Genomic DNA, 15,456 nt, shown 5'->3' with positions numbered 1-15,456 from the left:
AACCATGGCCCATACGGTCGCTTCCTTCGACGAGGATCTGAGGCAGATCAGCCAGCTCATCCGCGACATGGGCGATCTTGCCGGCTCGATGGTCGGCGCGTCGACCAAGGCTCTGCTGAATTCCGACAACGCGCTGGCGCAGCGCGTGGTCTCCGACGATGCCATCATGGACGCGCGCCAACGCGAGCTCGACGATCGCGCCATCACGCTGATTGCCAAACGCCAGCCGATGGCCGACGACCTGCGCAGCGTCGTTGGCGCCATCCGGATGGCCGGCGATCTCGAGCGCATCGGCGACCTTGCCAAGAACATCGCTAAGCGCGTCGGCTCGGTCGGCATCAGCGCCGCGCCGCGCGACCTTTCGCACTCCATCGATTCGATGGCGCAGCTGGTGCTGATCCAAGTGCAGGGCGTGATCGAGGAATACACGGCCGGCGACGCCACGGCGCTCGCCAAGCTCCGCAACGACGACGAGCGCATCGACGTCAAATACACCTCCGTCTTCCGCGAGCTCCTGACCTACATGATGGAGGATCCGCGCAACATCACGGCTTGCACGCATCTGTTGTTCTGCGCCAAGAATCTGGAGCGCATAGGCGACCACGTCACCAACATCGCCGAGAACGCCTACTATGTGCTGACCGGCGCGCAATTGCCCGCGAATCGTCCTAAGCAGGACGAGACGGCGATGTCGGCGCCGGCGGCCTGACAGCGAAGGTGCCTGCTAAATGATCGCGCCACGCATCATGGTGGTGGAGGACGAGGAGCCGCTGGGGGTGCTGCTCCGCTACAACCTCGAATCCGAGGGCTATCAGGTCGAGGTGGTGACGCGCGGCGACGAGGCCGAGATCCGCCTGCAGGAGAATGTGCCCGACCTTCTGGTGCTCGACTGGATGGTGCCGGCGGTGTCCGGCATCGAGCTTTGCCGGCGCCTCAGGATGCGGCCCGAGACCGAACGCCTGCCGATCATCATGCTGACCGCGCGCGGCGAGGAAAGCGACAGGGTGCGCGGCCTCTCGACCGGCGCCGACGACTATCTGGTCAAGCCGTTCTCGACGCCGGAATTCATGGCCAGGGTCAAGGCGCTGCTGCGCCGCGCCAAGCCGGAGGTGCTGTCCAGCGTGCTCAAGGTCGGCGACATCGTGCTCGATCGCGAATCGCATCGCGTCTACCGCAAGAAGAGCGAGATCCGGCTCGGCCCGACCGAGTTCAGGCTGCTGGAATTCATGATGCGGCATCCCGGCCGGGTGTTCTCGCGCAGCCAGCTGCTCGACAATGTCTGGGGCGAGACGATCTATATCGACGAGCGCACCGTGGACGTGCATGTCGGCCGCCTGCGCAAGGCGGTCAACAACGGCCGCATGCCGGACGTCATACGTACCATCCGTGGGGCGGGCTACGCGATCAGGGAAGATTAGCCGCCGGCCTGGAGTTCATCCGTGCCTTCCAGGCGAGACAGTGCAGCCCAAAGCGCGTCGAACTCCGCTTTGGCAATCTCGCGGGTTTGCAAACCATCGTGCTCGGCCTCTTCCACCGTAGGCAGCTCCCCCTCGGGCAAGTGGTCGCCGTCGAGGCCTCCGGGATATGCGAGGAGCATGCGGCCATCGGCGTATATGTGTATTGCCCGACGACCAAGATTCTCGGCATCGCATTCGAAATAGTACAGGGTTGGCAAATCCGCGCCCCCAGGCGTGACACTCATGAGCCAGCGAGCGGGAGGGCCGAAGTCAGGCAGATAATAGGTTACGCCAAGCCGGTTCTTGTAGCTCTTCATCATAGGCACTCGTCGGCCTCAGGCGACATTCTTCCCCGCGCCGCTTCTCGCCTGCACGCCCGGCGCGAAAATCTCCTGGTCGACGAAGGTCAGCGCGCGCACGGCGCAGCCTTCGCGGATCAGCGGCAATTCGTTCGGCTCGGTATCGAAGGAGATCGAATTTGAATGCTGGCCGCCGGCGGTCTGGGCGATCGCCTCGCGCAGCGCCGGCTCGATCAGGTCGAAGGCGGCGGCGCTGACGCCGACCATGGCGACCGGCGCCGGGTCGATCAGCGCGAACAGGCTGCCGAGGCCGAAGCCCAGCGCCTCCCCGGCCCGGCGATAGGCCTCGCGCTCCGGGCCATCTGTCTCGCGCGCCTTGGCGGCGAGCGCCCGCATGTCGGCGTCGCCGACATCGATCGGCTCGGCGTCCTCGCTCATCTTCATGGCGCTGCGCCAGATGGCGTAGTTGCCGGCATAGGCCTCGACGCAGCCGCGGCGTCCGCAACGGCAAAGCGCGCCGCTCGGACGATGGATCATGTGGCCGAACTCGCCGCCTGAAGAATGCGTGCCGGTGAACAGCTCGCCCTTCAGCACCAGGCCCATGCCGATGCCGTGCGAGAGCAGGATGGCGATGAAATTGTCGCGATAGCGGTGGGGATCGCGCCACTGCAGCGCCACAGCCATCATGTTGCAGTCGTTCTCCATGGTGGCTGGAATGCCGAATTCCTTTTCAAGAATGTCGGCGAAGGCAATGTCGGTCAGCGGCGTGATCGGCGACCACAGCATGGCGCGGGCATGGGAATCGGTGATGCCCTGGATGCCCATGGCGATGCGGGCGACGCTGCCGACGTCGAGGTCCGGATCGTCCAACCGGCGCCGCACGATCGCCAAGCATTCGCCGATCAGCTCGTTGCGCGGCATGGTGAGGGTATCGAGGCGGCGCTGCTCCTCGGCGATGACCTGGCCCGCATAATCGATAACGGCGACCGAGAGGAAATTGAGCGACAGCACCACCGTTACCACCGCCGCCGCCTCCGGCTTGAGCGCGAGGCCCACCTGTGGCCGGCCGCGCTTCAGAGACGCGGTCTCGCTCGGCTTGCTCTCGGCCAGGATGCCTTCCTGGATCAGGTCGGAAGAGATCGCCGAAATGGTCGAATGGCTGAGCCCGGTGGTCGCGGCGATTTCCGTGCGCGACGGTTGGCCGGCCCGGCGCACGGCCGAGAGCACCATGGCGCGGTTGCGCCGGCGCAGATCGTCGTGGCGGATTCCGACCGACATTTTTTCTCCTCCCAGTCAGCGCGGCCTCTCGATCATGCACAGGACCCGGCGACGCGCCAGATCGATTCACCCGGACGCCGGCACCCGAACCGTCCTGGTTTTTTAACATTTTCGGTGGACGCGGTCTGCGCTTCCTCCGAACTGTTCCGCGATAGTGGCAGAAGCGGTCGGCACTGTCATTATTTATTGCGGGTCTCGAAAAAAAGAACGCGACACCTCAAAACCGTCAGAATTGCAGTTGACAGCGCTTTGGCGTTCGATCAGTATTTTTTCGAGGCTCGAAAAAAAGCCTCTAATGGCCTTCGGGCCAGTCTGGGTCGCGCCGCGAGGGGCGCAGGGAGGATATCATGAAGAGATTCGCAGCCGCCATGCTGGCGGGCGTCGCCATGTCGTTGACGTTGGCGTCGGTCGCCGAGGCGAAGGACAAGGTGATCGGCGTTTCGTGGTCCAATTTCCAGGAAGAGCGCTGGAAGACCGACGAAGCGGCGATGAAGAAGGCGATCGAGGCCGCCGGCGACAAGTATATATCCGCCGACGCACAGTCCAATCCAGGCAAGCAGCTGACCGACGTCGAAAGCCTGATCTCGCAGGGCGCCAATGCGCTGATCATCCTGGCGCAGGACGCCTCGGCGATCGGACCGGCGGTGCAGAAGGCACTCGACGAAGGCATTCCGGTCGTCGGCTACGACCGCCTGATCGAGAACAAGGACGTGTTTTATCTGACCTTCGACAACAAGGAAGTCGGCCGCATGCAGGCCCGCGAGGTGTTCAAGGCCAAGCCCGAGGGCAATTACGTCTTCATCAAGGGCTCGGGCGCCGACCCGAACGCCGATTTCCTGTTCTCCGGCTCGATGGAAGTGCTGAAGGAAGCCATCGACAGCGGCAAGATCAAGAATGTCGGCGAAGCCTATACCGACGGCTGGCTGCCCGCCAACGCGCAGAAGAACATGGAGCAGTTCCTGACCGCCAACGACAACAAGGTCGACGCGGTGGTGGCGGCCAATGACGGCACCGCCGGCGGCGTCGTCGCGGCTCTGACGGCGCAAGGGCTGGCCGGCACCGTTCCGGTCTCGGGCCAGGACGGCGACCATGCCGCGCTCAACCGCATCGCGCTCGGCACCCAGACGGTGTCGGTGTGGAAGGACGCGCGCGAGCTCGGCAAGCACGCCGCCGAGATCGCCTCGCAGCTCGCCGACGGCAAGAAGATGACCGACATCGCGGGCGCCAAGGACTTCACGACGCCTGGCGGCAACACCGTCAAGTCGCTGTTCCTGACCCCGGTCGCAATCACCAAGGATAATCTCAACCTCGTCATCGACGCGGGTTGGATCAAGAAGGATGAAGTCTGCGCGGGCGTTGCCGCCGGCAGCGTCGCGGTCTGCAACTAAGCTGGCCGTCAGGTTCAAACGCAGCGCCGCGGCCCGACAGCCGCGGCGTTTCTCCAAAGGCTTTCGGGCGTACTGAAGCCGGAGACCATTGGGGCAGTTCACTGTCCGGCAGGATCGCCGAACTGCTCCAGCCGTTTGTTTCCGCGCAATTCCAGGCGGCCACGCACTTTTCCTGGAATTGCTCTAGCATCGTGGTCCGGCATCGCGCCAGACGGCAAGCCGGTGGGAGGAGATCATGACCGATACGACCTCTGATACGCCGGCCAACCCGGCGGCGGATCGCGCGCGGGCTTCCGAACTCAGCGCCGTCGGGCGCTTCCTCAAGGCGACCGAGCTCGACACCCGCATGCTCGGCATGGTCGGCGCGCTGCTGATCATCTGGATTGGCCTGCATGTCATCTCGAGCCTGCGGCTCGGCGTCAATCCGCTCGATTTCGATAGCCGAACGTTCCTGACGCCGCGCAACCTGTGGAACCTGTCGGTGCAGACCTCGGCCGTGGCCATTATGGCTTCCGGCATGGTGCTGGTCATCGTCATGCGCAACATCGACCTCTCCGTCGGATCCGCCGAGGGTTTGATCGGCATGGTCATGGGCTTTGCCCAAGTGCATTTCCTGGTGCGAATGGTTGGGCTCGAGCTTGGCAATCCCTGGATCTGGGTGCTGGCGCTGTTGATCGGCCTGGCGCTCGGCCTGCTGATCGGCGCCTTCCAGGGCTTCGTCATCGCCTATCTCGAAGTGCCGGCCTTCATCGTGACGCTTGGCGGGCTGCTGGTCTGGCGCGGTGCTGCCTGGTGGGTCACCAGCGGCCAGACGGTGGCGCCGCTCGACGCCACCTTCCAGCTGATGGGCGGCGGACCGGCCGGCTCGATCGGCGCCAGATGGAGCTGGATCGTCGGCGCCGTCGCCTGTGTTGCCGTGGTGTTTGCGCTGTTCAACGGCAGGGTGCAGCGCAAGCGATTCCGTTTCCCGCTGCGTCCGATCTGGGCCGAGACGCTGCTCGGCGCGGTCACCTGCGCCGTCATCATGGGCGCGGTGTGGCTGGCCAATTCCTATCCCTGGCCGGTCGGCATCGTGAACCGCTACGCCGCCGCCAACAACATCACGGTCCCCGAAGGCGGCCTGTTCATCGCCCACGGCATCGCCATTCCGGTGCTGATGGCGATCGCCGTCGGCCTCGTCATGACCTTCATCACCAAGCGCACTCGCTTCGGCCGCTATGTCTTTGCCATCGGCGGCAATCCGGAAGCGGCCAACCTTGCCGGCATCAACACGCGCTGGATCACCATGAAGGTGTTCATGATCATGGGCGTGCTGGCGACGATGGCCGCGGCGATATCGTCGGCGCGGCAGAATTCATCGACCAATGCGCTCGGCACGCTGGACGAGCTCCTGGTCATCGCCGCGGCGGTCATCGGAGGCACCTCGCTCGCCGGCGGCTCGGGAACCGTGCTCGGCGCTATGCTTGGGGCGCTGCTGATGCAGTCACTGCAGTCCGGCATGGTGCTCCTCGGCGTCGATTCGCCGCTGCAAAGCATCGTCGTCGGCGCCGTGCTAGTCATCGCGGTCTGGCTCGACACCATCTACCGCAAGCGGGTGTGAAGGAGGCAGCATCATGGCAGACAAGAACGCTCCCGCCGGCGCCCCGCTGGTCGACATGCGCAACATCTCGATCGCCTTCGGCGGCATTCGCGCCGTCGACGATGCCTCCATCGATCTCTTCCCCGGCGAAGTGGTGGCGCTGCTCGGCCACAACGGCGCCGGCAAGTCGACGCTGATCAAGATACTGTCCGGCGCCTACAAGCGCGATGCCGGGCAGATCTTCGTCAACGGCGAGGAGGCAGCAATCTCCAACCCGCGCGACGCCAAGAAATACGGCATCGAGACGATCTATCAGACGCTGGCGCTTGCCGACAATGTCGACGCCGCCGCCAATCTTTTCCTCGGCCGCGAGCTGATGACCGCCTGGGGCACGCTGGACGACGTCGCCATGGAGGCCGAAGCGCGCAAGGTGATGGGCCGGCTCAATCCGCGCTTCCAGCGCTTCAAGGAGCCGGTGATCAAGCTGTCCGGCGGACAGAGGCAGTCGGTGGCGATCGCGCGCGCGATCCTGTTCAACGCGCGAATCCTGATCATGGACGAGCCGACGGCAGCGCTCGGCCCCCAGGAGACGGCCCAGGTCGGCGAACTGGTGCGGCAACTCAAGGCCGACGGCATCGGCATCTTCCTGATCAGCCACGACATCCATGACGTGTTCGAGCTGGCGGACAGGGTCTGCGTCATGAAGAACGGCCAGGTCGTCGGTACGGCGCGCACCAGCGACGTGACCCAGGACGAGGTGCTCGGCATGATCATTTTGGGCAAGTGCCCGCCAGGCGCCATGCCAGGCCCGGGAGCGCTGAAAATCGCGGCCTAAGACTATAAATTGGTTGGCTAATTTGCGACTTGTTTGATGAGCCAATCGCGGCGTTGGGTTGGCCTTGCCATTGTATTGGCGCGGAGACTTGCCCATAAAGGTGGCCAACCATCCATGGGCCGCACCCTGCATTGAAAAAGCTTTTCCCGATCGTCGCCTTCATCGCCGTCGCGCTGATCAGCCTGACGATGGCGGGGTTCGCCTATTTCGCGACCCAGGAGGCGGCACGCATCAAGTTCGAGGGAACCGCCGACGATGCGCTCAACCGCATCGAGAGCCGCATCGACCTGCATCTGTCGCTGCTGCGCTCGACCCAGGCGCTGTTCGATGCTCGTAACGGCGATATTACGCGCGGCGAGTTCAAGGCCTTCCTCACCGCGCTCGACATCGACGACAATTTCGCCGGACTGCGCGGCATCGGCTTCCTGAGGCTGGCCAAGGCCGGCGACGAGGCCACGCTCGAGCGCGACATCCTGCGCGCTCGCGGTTCGGCCCACCCGGTCTATCCGGCCATCACGCAGCAGCAATGGCGCACGCCCATCGTGCTTTTCGAGCCGCTCGATACCTCCAACCAGTCGATCATCGGCTTCGACATGTTCAGCGACCCGGCACGGCGGGCGGCAATCGAGAAGGCCATGGCCGACGACCAGCAGCATGCCAGCGGGCTCGTTCAACTTGGCCAGGGACAAGGGCTGGAGCAGACATTCCCCGGATTCCTGGTCTTCGTGCGGCTGAACGTGGAAACGGCTCCGGATGTCATTAATGCCAGCCGCTCCTCGACCGCCGGCTTCCTCTACGCCTCCTTCCGCGCACGCGATCTGTTCCAGGTGGCGCTCAGCAAGGCTCCGCTGCTGCCGGTCAACGTCGAAATCTTCGACGGCCAGCCGGGAGCCGACAATCTCCTGTTCCGGTCGGAGGCGCCGCCGGCCGAATCGCTCGGCGGAAAGCTGCTGGCGCGCCGGGATATCGTCGTGGCCGGCCGACCCTGGACTGTCCTGTTTCGGCCGACGAGCGCTTTCGCGCTGCCTTCCTCGCGCGCCATCCCGGTGATGCTCGGTCTGTTCGGCCTGCTTCTCGCCGGGGCCATCGCCTTGGTGGCCCGCTATCAGGAGCGCGCCTACGAGGCGAAGTCGCTGCTGCATGAGGCCACGGAGAAGAGCCTGCTGGAAAAGGAGCTGATCCTGCAGGAGATGAAGCACCGCATCAAGAACTCGATCACCAGGGTGCTGGCGATCGCGCGGCAGACTGCTTCGCAGGCCACGGACGTGAAGGAGTTCTCGGCATCATTCTCGGCGCGGTTGCAGGCGATGGCCGCGTCGCAGGACATGCTGACACGCTCGCGCTGGCAGAAAGCGGACCTCGGCGACCTGCTGCGCACCGAGCTTGGGCAGGTGTTCGGCAAAGAGCTTTCCGAAGGCATATTGTCGGGGCCGGAAGTGCTGCTTGACGAGACGACGACGCAGGCGCTTGGCCTGACCTTCCACGAGCTTGCCACCAACGCGCTGAAATATGGCGAGGCCGGCAACTCGGTGGGCGCCCTGAAGGTCGATTGGCGGGTCGAAGGACGTGGCCGGGAGCGGACGCTGGTGCTCGATTGGCGCGAGGCCGGGCAAAAGAAACTGGAGCCGCCGGCAAAGACCGGTTTCGGCACCAAGCTGATCGATCTCAATGTCACGCGAGAATTGCGCGGTACGATCAAGCGCGACTACCGGGCCGACGGGCTTAAGGTGGAAATAAGGATCCCGCTCACCGGATGAGCAGCGCCGGTGCGGCGGCGGGCCGTTCAGGCAAAGAAATGGAGGCCGGCAGGCCGGCCTTCATTGGATCGCTCTGTCGCGAGATCAGTTGCAGCGCGCAGTGTAGGTCGTGCCGTTACGGTAGCGATATACGCACTGGCCATTGCGCAGGTTGCGGACCAGGAGGCCGGACCCGGCGCCCACAGCCGCGCCGATCAGCGCGCCCCTGCCTCCGCCGACCAGGCCGCCGACGCCGGCGCCGATCAGGCCGCCCCCGACGACATCCTGCTCGGTCGTGGTGCAGCCGCTGACGGCGACCACGGCAACCATGGCAATGATCATTTTCCGCATAAATAGCTCCTCGCTTTTGTCCTCACTTTTGGCAGTGCCAACCGCCGTTTAGCACGAAAAAACGGGCTTTGCCTGCCCGATCTTGTTATTGCTGAAGAGAGTGTCTTACGGGCGTGCGCCGTTTGACGCGACAAGCGCGCCGGAAGTTTCCAGCGACGCGACGAGCCTGCCGTCGGGACGCACGGTCCACAGCAGTTGATCGTAGTCGTCTTCAAGTGCCGGATCGACGGCAAGGCACTCGCCCATGACACGCGGCGTGCGCCCCTGCAGGTCGCCCAGCGCAAACGGCCGTTCGGCGATGCAGGCCTCGAAAGTCTCGAAGACGCTGACCGGCACCGACAATTCGCGGCAATCGGTCATGGTGTCCGAGCAGCCAATGACGAGGAGCAAGGCGGCGATGTGTTCCACGGGTCGAATCCTCCCGCCGCAAAGAACGATTGTTGCCGCTCAAAAGTTCCTGCTCGTCGGAGTCGGCGCGCAATGGCGCGTGCCCTTGGCGCAGGCCGGCTGCTCGATCGGAAAGATCAGGCCAGTTGCCAGGCCATCGCCAGCCCGAGAGCAGCAACAAGCGCGACGGCGCCGAGGCGAAGCGATGGATGGGAGGAACGGGGCGAGGGCGGTGCTTCGGCGTCCTGGAAGCCGCCCATCGAGACGCGGGCGGCCCGCTCCAGCCTGTCCATATCGGCAATCATCATTCGCTTCCTCCCAAATCGCGGTGTGATTGCGCGGCTGGGTTTGATGCGTCGCGAGCGGTTCAGCGCCTCACGGGATCGCCGATCCACTCCACGGTTTTACGCAACTCGGAAGGGCATTGCGCGCTATCCTGGAGTTGCTTCTGGCGGGGAAACACAATCGGATTTTATGGTGAATGGCAGGTTAACGCCTCTCCGGCGGCTGTCTGTTGCCCAAGACGTGGTTGTTCATTCTATCTCGAAATTGCCGCGCGGGATGGTCAGGCGATATTCGAGACGATCGTCGTCGATATCGAGACTGGCGGAGCCATTCAGCGACGTCGGCACGACGCGTTCGAGGGCGACGCTGCCAAAACGATTTTCGGTGCGCCGACCGGCGCCGATCCTTTCTGTCCAAATCAGCAAAAGGCCAGGCGAAGTCTCGCTGCCGGCCGCGATCCTGGCGCTTACCCTGATCCGCCCGTCAGGCTGCGACAGGGCGCCGTAGCTTACCGAATTCACGGCCAGCTCGTGCATGGCCAGTCCGATATGAAGGGCAGCGTTCGGATTGAGGTAAGGGTTCTCCCCATCGAAACGCAGGCTGCGACTTGGATCGGCGCTATAGCGGCCGACCTGGCCGGACACGAGCTCACGAAGCGCCGCTCCCCGCCAGTTGGAGGATGTCACCAGATCCTGAGACGAGGCGAGCGACTGGATACGGCCGCGAAAGTGCGTCAGAAAATCGCCGAGCGTCTCCGAGTAGCGTCCGGTCTGGGTGGCTATGCTCTGGATGATGGCCAGAAGATTCTTCGAGCGATGGCTGACCTCTCGCAGCAGCGTTTTCAGCGTCTGCTCGCGGCGCTTCTGCTCCGTCGTCTCGACCATGGTGGTGACGACGCCCTGAACCTCGCCGGAGTCGCTGCGATCGGCATCGATCCAGACATGGAACCAGCGCACGCCGTCACTGTCGGAAATGCCGAGCTCGAGGCGATCCGGGTTGCCGGTTTCAATCACCTTGCGCTTGGCTGCGCCTATGCGCTCGGACTGCGCGGGGGAAAGCGCATCCTTGCCCTCGGCCGTCTCGCAGGCCCACGGGGCCCGCATGTTGCGCGCCCAGACGGTCTTCATTTCACGATCCTGGTAGAGGACCGAAATTCCAGCATTGTGGAGCGCGTGGAGTAGCGCGCGACCCACCTGCATCCCGCTTTCCGCCGGATGCATCGCGATCACTTCGTCGCTGTGCTCTTGCGTATAGTCCTTCTCTGAGGCCTTGGAACGCATTCGATACTTCCCGCATCCAGGCGCGAACGGCTTACGAGGATTGCTGCCCCGGTCTTGACCTACTGATGCTTATGCTGCCCAAAAGCGGTCCGCCGGACGACATCCTTTTGGGGACATCGCCCGGCGGTGGCTGGAAACCGTTTGAGGGGTGCGGCTTCCAGTGTTCGGCACTCCCCCTGGTCAGGTTCTCCTGACGAGGCCGGCGATGAGTGAGATCACCAGGAAAGCAAGGAAGACGAAGAACAATATCTGCGCGATGCCAGCCGACGTGCCGGCGATGCCGCCGAACCCAAGCGCGCCGGCGATGATCGCGACCACAAGAAAAACGAGCGCCCAGTACAGCATGATATCTCTCCTTCTAACGTCCTGGAAAAAACGTGGCTGGATGGCGTTTGTTCCACCATTTGCGGAAAAAGACGATCCCCTGAAAACGCTTCACGGATGGGACTCCGCGCCTCGCATGAGACCTCAATGATCGGACATGCGGTCAGGCCGCGGCTTTCGCCTGCCGGTCGAAGAACAGCGCCTGACTGATCAGGGCCTTCACCATGTCTGGATTGAAGGGCTTGGTCACCAGAAACGCCGGTTCGGGACGCTCGCCGGTCAACAGGCGCTCAGGGAAAGCGGTGATGAAGATCACCGGCACCGGCGTCGAGGACAAGATCTCGTTGACCGCCTCTATGCCCGAGCTGCCATCGGCGAGCTGGATGTCGGCCAGCACCATTTTCGGACGCGTCTTGCCGAAAACGGCGACCGCCTCGGCGTGCGTGCGGGCGGTGCCGACAACGCGATGGCCGAGGCTTTCGACCATCTCCTCGATGTCCATGGCGATCAGCGGCTCGTCCTCGATGATCAGCACGTCGGTCGCGACCTGGCGAGAAATCTCGCTGCTTGCTTGGGCAAGCAATTCGGAGAACTCCTGTTCGTCGGCATCGAGGATTTCCGCCGCTTCATCCTCGCTGAAACCCTCTACGGCGACCAGCAGGAAAGCCTGCCTCGGCCGCGGCGCGATTGCGTTGAGATTGGCGGCCGCCCGCTGCTCCCAAGCTGTCTGCGCATGCTCTTGCGGCACGCGGATCGCAATCGAAGTGAAAAGCCTGGCAAAGACCTTGTACAGCGCAATGCGATCGCTCGATGCCTTGGGGAAAACTTCGGTGTCGGCGATGATGGCCTCCAGCATCGCAGCAACCAGGGCGTCACCGCTTTCCTGCGATCCCGACACGGCGCGCGAGAAACGGCGGAGGAAAGGCAGGTGAGGAGCGATGGTTGCGGACAGGCTCATATTTGACGTCTCCCTCAGATGACGTTGTTGCATTGCAAAGGCTAGACTCACTGGAAGTCCCGGCAAAACCAACGTCGGCTTTCTGAAAAAGTTCCGCCGGGCAGGGAACTAAATTAGGAAGCGGGCGTTTCCGGCTTTGGGATGGGCAACCAGACAAGGGTGCCGCTTGCGTCGTGATCTATGGTTTTAAAGCGGTTTCAGGTGCTGGGACTTAGGGCAAACATGAAAGAAATGTCAAAGAATGCTGGCGCCCCGAGCAGGCACCGGAACGGGGGTAGCAGTCCGCTCGGACCGAACTCCGAAATCGCCCGCAAACTCAAGCAATATTACGACGAGCTGGTCTCCGATCAGGTGCCGGATCGATTCGCTCAGTTGCTCAGCCAGCTGGAAAAGGCCGAACCCGCCGAGAAAAAGGACTGAGACATGGCGGCGGTCTCCCAGAGCTTCAAGACCGAGCTGCTCGGCGCGATCCCAAGCCTGCGCGCCTTTGCGGTGTCGCTGACGCAGAATGCCGACAAGGCGGACGACCTCGTCCAGGAAACCCTGGTCAAGGCGTGGGACAAACATGAGAGTTTCCAGCCGGGCACCAACCTCAAGGCCTGGCTGTTCACCATCCTGCGCAACGAATTCTATTCGCAGATGCGCAAGCGCGGTCGCGAGGTGCAGGACAGCGACGGCATCATGACCGCCAGGCTCGCCGTCCACCCGGCCCAGCATGGCCAGCTCGATCTCAAGGATTTTCGCGGCGCGCTGGAGCAGCTGCCGGAGGATCAGCGCGAAGCGATCATCCTGATCGGCGCGTCCGGCTTTTCCTACGAAGAGGCGGCGGAGATCTGCGGCTGCGCTGTGGGCACGATCAAGAGCCGGGTCAGCCGCGCGCGCGCCCGGCTGCAGGACATCCTGAAGATTTCTGGCGAGGACGAATACGGTCCCGACGCGATCTCGGCGCAGGTGACAGGATCAAACGCCGCCTGACACCGACCTCCGGCTCTTCGACGCTACGTCGTCACGCCGCTTTCGCGCGCCTGCAGGCGAGCGCCAGGGCCTGGATCAGATCGTCTCCCGAGTAGGGCTTGGTGACCAGCTTAATCTCGGGAAAAGAGCCTTCGAGATCCTCGGCGTCGGAGTAGCCGGACGCGAAGACGAATGGAATGCCTGCGCTGCGCAGCCGCTCGGCGAAGTCGAGTGTCGAGGTGCCGCCGAGCATCAGGTCGACGATAGCGGCGTCGAACCAGGAAAACCCATCCCGCAGGTCGATTTCAGCCAGGTCGCCAACAATCGTGACCTCGGCGGCCCCTTGGTCGCGGCATAGTTGCTCGACATCCATCGCTATCAGGAATTCGTCTTCCAAGACCAGGATACGCAATCCGTCTAGCAATGGGGGCACGTGGCGGCGACTCCTATAAGGCTGCAGTCATGCGCGGTATTCGGCGCTCTGTCATTTAAAAAAGACATGACCGGCGATGCATTGCGTGAGCGGCGGAACCTCGGTCCGGGTGAAGCGTTTGTATTCGCCCGATCGGGGCAGGGGTTTCGAAGAGGGGTCGAAATGTCCGGCCAGAGCGCATATTCCCTTGCCACCCGCCAATATCCTTGCGGCAAATGCCCGCTGCGGCCGCTGCCAGTCTTTCGCGAATTCGAGAGCCAGGAGCTGTTGTTCGTCAGCGGGTTCAAGAAAGGAGAGCTTGCGGTCGACAAGGGGGCGACCGTGCTGGTCGAAGGCAGCCACAGCGCGCATCTCTACACCATACTTTCAGGCTGGGCATTCCGCTACAAGCTGTTGCCCGACGGGCGGCGGCAAATCCTCAACTATTCCATGCCCGGCGATCTCATCGGCCTGCAAGGCAGCCTAATGGGCGAGATGCAGCATTCCGTCGAGGCCTTGTCGCCGATGCTGCTGTGCGTCTTCGAGCGCGACCAATTGCACGAGCTTTACCGTAACTACCCGGGCCTGGCCTATGACATCACCTGGATGGCGTCGCGCGAGGAGCGCATGCTCGATGAAAACCTGCTGAGCATCGGTCGCCGTTCCGCGCTGGAGCGCACCGCCTATCTTGTCGCCTTCATCTCCAGCCGTGCCCGGGGCGCAGGCCTGAACGGCAAGCGGCCGGTGCAGATCCCGATCACGCAGCAGCATATCGCCGATACGCTCGGGCTTTCGCTGGTGCATACCAACAAGACGATCCGCAAGCTGATGGACCGTAAGCTGATCATTTGGCGTGACGGTGGTTGCGAGGTTCTCAGCCATGAGGGGCTGACGGAGTTGGCCGGCTGGCAAGGTTTGGGTGAGGAGCGCAGACCGCTTATCTGAGGACGACCCGGACCGGGAAAACGGAACCCCGGTCTCGGCCAAGCGTTGAAATGGAAGCAAACATAAGGAGTTACGCAATGGCGACCGCCGCAGGCAGATCCGCAACAGACACTCCCCCCAGCGCCGACCTCGAAGCCGACATCCGGCAGTTGAAGGCCGATATCGAAGAGCTCACCAGGCAATTGGCCAAGACCCGGGACGACAGTTACGGGGCAGCGCGCCGCGCGGCCGCCGAAGGCGTCGAGCAGCTGCGCGCGCACGGCGAGGCAGCGTTCGAAAGCATGCGCGGAAGCGCTCAGGATTTGGAAGCGCAGTTGATAGCCAGCGTTCGCGAAAAGCCGGTGACGTCGCTGGCGATTGCGGCGGGAGTAGGCTTCCTGTTCGCGCTGCTGTCGCGCCGCTAGCAGCCCTCATATGGGGACGCTGGTTTCGCTTATTTCCGGCCTTGCTTCCGGCGAGGCGGTGGCGGCCTTTCAAAGAGCGCGGCAGACCGCAATCCTCTACGGACTTGCCGGTGTTTTTGCCCTGTGCGGCGTCGGTTTCCTCATCGGCGCGGCCTATATCTGGCTGGCGGCGCGCTACGGGCCGCTAGCGACCAGTCTCGGCTTCGGCATCGGCTTCCTGGTGATCGCCGGGCTGATTGTCGTGATCCACAAGCTGACAACCAGCATGCGGGCGCGGCGGCGCGCGCGAAGGCGAAAGGCCGACATGACGGCGGTTGGCGTTACCGCGGCGCTCGCGTTGCTCCCGGCGCTCGCGAAAAGCAAGGGCGGCCTGGGCACGCTTCTCGCGCCCGCGATCGCGCTCGCCGCCTACGCCATCTACCGCGAGAACGTGAAGGCTGGGCCTCGAGAAAAGGATCGCAGCGAAACGCCATAGGCGCGGCAAGCCGGTCGAGGCGGCCGACCGTTGCCGGATGATTGGGAACTTTCGCGGAAAGGGTCCGTTACCCGACCATGCCGTGCTCGGCGTGCCCGCCCCCACACCT

20 protein-coding genes are annotated in these 15,456 nt (G+C 63.6%); 11 read left to right on the top strand and 9 right to left on the bottom strand.

What is annotated here, in order from left to right; all coding sequences use genetic code 11:
* Positions 1–4: 4 nt before the first annotated feature.
* Together phoU and phoB are read left to right on the top strand one after the other, a co-directional pair.
* Complete coding sequence (phoU, locus tag P9228_RS29005) at positions 5–709, top strand: phosphate signaling complex protein PhoU (protein WP_278056864.1); 705 nt, start codon at positions 5–7, stop codon at positions 707–709.
* A gap of 19 nt (positions 710–728) precedes the next feature.
* Entirely contained in the window at positions 729–1,418 is a 690-nt protein-coding gene (gene phoB, locus P9228_RS29000; protein ID WP_010911896.1) for a phosphate regulon transcriptional regulator PhoB, read from the top strand.
* Here phoB and P9228_RS28995 read toward each other — a convergent pair.
* The gene (locus P9228_RS28995) at positions 1,415–1,774 is read right to left on the bottom strand and encodes a hypothetical protein (protein ID WP_278056862.1); all 360 of its coding nucleotides are present in this window, start codon (positions 1,772–1,774) and stop codon (positions 1,415–1,417) included. The two genes, phoB and P9228_RS28995, sit on opposite strands and share 4 nt — an antisense overlap.
* An 18-nt stretch (positions 1,775–1,792) precedes the next feature.
* Complete coding sequence (locus tag P9228_RS28990; RefSeq protein WP_278056861.1) at positions 1,793–3,034, bottom strand: ROK family transcriptional regulator; 1,242 nt, start codon at positions 3,032–3,034, stop codon at positions 1,793–1,795.
* Between the two features lie 347 nt (positions 3,035–3,381).
* Here P9228_RS28990 and xylF point away from each other — a divergent pair, with 347 nt between their 5' ends.
* From xylF to P9228_RS28970, 4 genes are all read left to right on the top strand, one after another.
* Entirely contained in the window at positions 3,382–4,422 is a 1,041-nt protein-coding gene (xylF, locus tag P9228_RS28985; protein WP_127247164.1) for a D-xylose ABC transporter substrate-binding protein, read from the top strand.
* Positions 4,423–4,657: 235 nt separating this feature from the next.
* Positions 4,658–6,022 (top strand): sugar ABC transporter permease, encoded by a 1,365-nt coding sequence (locus P9228_RS28980; protein ID WP_278056860.1) that lies wholly within the window; start codon positions 4,658–4,660, stop codon positions 6,020–6,022.
* Positions 6,023–6,035: 13 nt separating this feature from the next.
* Positions 6,036–6,836, top strand: a complete 801-nt coding sequence (locus tag P9228_RS28975) for an ATP-binding cassette domain-containing protein (RefSeq protein ID WP_067002105.1) — start codon at positions 6,036–6,038, stop codon at positions 6,834–6,836.
* A gap of 131 nt (positions 6,837–6,967) precedes the next feature.
* Positions 6,968–8,593: a CHASE domain-containing protein gene (locus tag P9228_RS28970; RefSeq protein ID WP_278056858.1), complete on the top strand. Its 1,626-nt coding sequence runs from the start codon at positions 6,968–6,970 to the stop codon at positions 8,591–8,593.
* An 84-nt stretch (positions 8,594–8,677) separates the two neighbouring features.
* On the opposite strand, the gene P9228_RS28965 is transcribed toward P9228_RS28970, so the two are convergent.
* From P9228_RS28965 to P9228_RS28940, 6 genes are all read right to left on the bottom strand, one after another.
* The gene (locus P9228_RS28965; protein ID WP_095824030.1) at positions 8,678–8,923 is read right to left on the bottom strand and encodes a YMGG-like glycine zipper-containing protein; all 246 of its coding nucleotides are present in this window, start codon (positions 8,921–8,923) and stop codon (positions 8,678–8,680) included.
* 105 nt (positions 8,924–9,028) lie between these two features.
* On the bottom strand, positions 9,029–9,331 hold the full coding sequence (locus tag P9228_RS28960) for a hypothetical protein (RefSeq protein WP_127242101.1): 303 nt from the start codon (positions 9,329–9,331) through the stop codon (positions 9,029–9,031).
* 116 nt (positions 9,332–9,447) lie between these two features.
* Positions 9,448–9,618 (bottom strand): hypothetical protein, encoded by a 171-nt coding sequence (locus tag P9228_RS28955; RefSeq protein WP_164748129.1) that lies wholly within the window; start codon positions 9,616–9,618, stop codon positions 9,448–9,450.
* A gap of 225 nt (positions 9,619–9,843) precedes the next feature.
* Positions 9,844–10,875: a sensor histidine kinase gene (locus P9228_RS28950; protein ID WP_095824028.1), complete on the bottom strand. Its 1,032-nt coding sequence runs from the start codon at positions 10,873–10,875 to the stop codon at positions 9,844–9,846.
* Positions 10,876–11,055: 180 nt separating this feature from the next.
* On the bottom strand, positions 11,056–11,220 hold the full coding sequence (locus tag P9228_RS28945) for a DUF1328 domain-containing protein (protein ID WP_067002119.1): 165 nt from the start codon (positions 11,218–11,220) through the stop codon (positions 11,056–11,058).
* Between the two features lie 142 nt (positions 11,221–11,362).
* On the bottom strand, positions 11,363–12,157 hold the full coding sequence (locus tag P9228_RS28940; RefSeq protein WP_067002122.1) for a response regulator: 795 nt from the start codon (positions 12,155–12,157) through the stop codon (positions 11,363–11,365).
* 222 nt (positions 12,158–12,379) lie between these two features.
* Here P9228_RS28940 and P9228_RS28935 point away from each other — a divergent pair, with 222 nt between their 5' ends.
* Both P9228_RS28935 and P9228_RS28930 read left to right on the top strand, forming a co-directional pair.
* The gene (locus tag P9228_RS28935; RefSeq protein ID WP_278056921.1) at positions 12,380–12,577 is read left to right on the top strand and encodes a NepR family anti-sigma factor; all 198 of its coding nucleotides are present in this window, start codon (positions 12,380–12,382) and stop codon (positions 12,575–12,577) included.
* A 3-nt stretch (positions 12,578–12,580) separates the two neighbouring features.
* On the top strand, positions 12,581–13,132 hold the full coding sequence (locus tag P9228_RS28930) for an RNA polymerase sigma factor (protein ID WP_040973662.1): 552 nt from the start codon (positions 12,581–12,583) through the stop codon (positions 13,130–13,132).
* A 31-nt stretch (positions 13,133–13,163) separates the two neighbouring features.
* Here P9228_RS28930 and P9228_RS28925 read toward each other — a convergent pair whose 3' ends face one another.
* Positions 13,164–13,508 (bottom strand): response regulator, encoded by a 345-nt coding sequence (locus P9228_RS28925; protein ID WP_336618911.1) that lies wholly within the window; start codon positions 13,506–13,508, stop codon positions 13,164–13,166.
* 198 nt (positions 13,509–13,706) lie between these two features.
* Here P9228_RS28925 and P9228_RS28920 point away from each other — a divergent pair, with 198 nt between their 5' ends.
* From P9228_RS28920 to P9228_RS28910, 3 genes are all read left to right on the top strand, one after another.
* Positions 13,707–14,468: a Crp/Fnr family transcriptional regulator gene (locus tag P9228_RS28920; protein WP_095799844.1), complete on the top strand. Its 762-nt coding sequence runs from the start codon at positions 13,707–13,709 to the stop codon at positions 14,466–14,468.
* Positions 14,469–14,545: 77 nt separating this feature from the next.
* Entirely contained in the window at positions 14,546–14,872 is a 327-nt protein-coding gene (locus P9228_RS28915; RefSeq protein WP_095778215.1) for a DUF883 family protein, read from the top strand.
* Positions 14,873–14,882: 10 nt separating this feature from the next.
* Positions 14,883–15,347 (top strand): phage holin family protein, encoded by a 465-nt coding sequence (locus P9228_RS28910; RefSeq protein ID WP_095824027.1) that lies wholly within the window; start codon positions 14,883–14,885, stop codon positions 15,345–15,347.
* Positions 15,348–15,456: the final 109 nt, after the last annotated feature.

Source organism: Mesorhizobium sp. WSM4898 (genome assembly GCF_029625845.1).
In the GTDB taxonomy this organism is placed as follows: Bacteria; Pseudomonadota; Alphaproteobacteria; order Rhizobiales; family Rhizobiaceae; genus Mesorhizobium.
The sequence above is the reverse complement of the archived record's forward strand: the minus strand, read 5'-3'. Positions and strand labels throughout refer to the sequence as shown.

What these genes read in the sequence shown, in the direction of transcription:
- phoU (WP_278056864.1), top strand. Translation starts at nt 5, where the DNA reads ATGGCCCATACGGTCGCTTCCTTCGACGAGGATCTGAGGCAGATCAGC.
- phoB (WP_010911896.1), top strand. Translation starts at nt 729, where the DNA reads ATGATCGCGCCACGCATCATGGTGGTGGAGGACGAGGAGCCGCTGGGG.
- P9228_RS28995 (WP_278056862.1), bottom strand. Translation starts at nt 1,774, where the DNA reads ATGAAGAGCTACAAGAACCGGCTTGGCGTAACCTATTATCTGCCTGAC.
- P9228_RS28990 (WP_278056861.1), bottom strand. Translation starts at nt 3,034, where the DNA reads ATGTCGGTCGGAATCCGCCACGACGATCTGCGCCGGCGCAACCGCGCC.
- xylF (WP_127247164.1), top strand. Translation starts at nt 3,382, where the DNA reads ATGAAGAGATTCGCAGCCGCCATGCTGGCGGGCGTCGCCATGTCGTTG.
- P9228_RS28980 (WP_278056860.1), top strand. Translation starts at nt 4,658, where the DNA reads ATGACCGATACGACCTCTGATACGCCGGCCAACCCGGCGGCGGATCGC.
- P9228_RS28975 (WP_067002105.1), top strand. Translation starts at nt 6,036, where the DNA reads ATGGCAGACAAGAACGCTCCCGCCGGCGCCCCGCTGGTCGACATGCGC.
- P9228_RS28965 (WP_095824030.1), bottom strand. Translation starts at nt 8,923, where the DNA reads ATGCGGAAAATGATCATTGCCATGGTTGCCGTGGTCGCCGTCAGCGGC.
- P9228_RS28955 (WP_164748129.1), bottom strand. Translation starts at nt 9,618, where the DNA reads ATGATGATTGCCGATATGGACAGGCTGGAGCGGGCCGCCCGCGTCTCG.
- P9228_RS28950 (WP_095824028.1), bottom strand. Translation starts at nt 10,875, where the DNA reads ATGCGTTCCAAGGCCTCAGAGAAGGACTATACGCAAGAGCACAGCGAC.
- P9228_RS28945 (WP_067002119.1), bottom strand. Translation starts at nt 11,220, where the DNA reads ATGCTGTACTGGGCGCTCGTTTTTCTTGTGGTCGCGATCATCGCCGGC.
- P9228_RS28940 (WP_067002122.1), bottom strand. Translation starts at nt 12,157, where the DNA reads ATGAGCCTGTCCGCAACCATCGCTCCTCACCTGCCTTTCCTCCGCCGT.
- P9228_RS28935 (WP_278056921.1), top strand. Translation starts at nt 12,380, where the DNA reads ATGAAAGAAATGTCAAAGAATGCTGGCGCCCCGAGCAGGCACCGGAAC.
- P9228_RS28930 (WP_040973662.1), top strand. Translation starts at nt 12,581, where the DNA reads ATGGCGGCGGTCTCCCAGAGCTTCAAGACCGAGCTGCTCGGCGCGATC.
- P9228_RS28920 (WP_095799844.1), top strand. Translation starts at nt 13,707, where the DNA reads ATGTCCGGCCAGAGCGCATATTCCCTTGCCACCCGCCAATATCCTTGC.
- P9228_RS28915 (WP_095778215.1), top strand. Translation starts at nt 14,546, where the DNA reads ATGGCGACCGCCGCAGGCAGATCCGCAACAGACACTCCCCCCAGCGCC.
- P9228_RS28910 (WP_095824027.1), top strand. Translation starts at nt 14,883, where the DNA reads ATGGGGACGCTGGTTTCGCTTATTTCCGGCCTTGCTTCCGGCGAGGCG.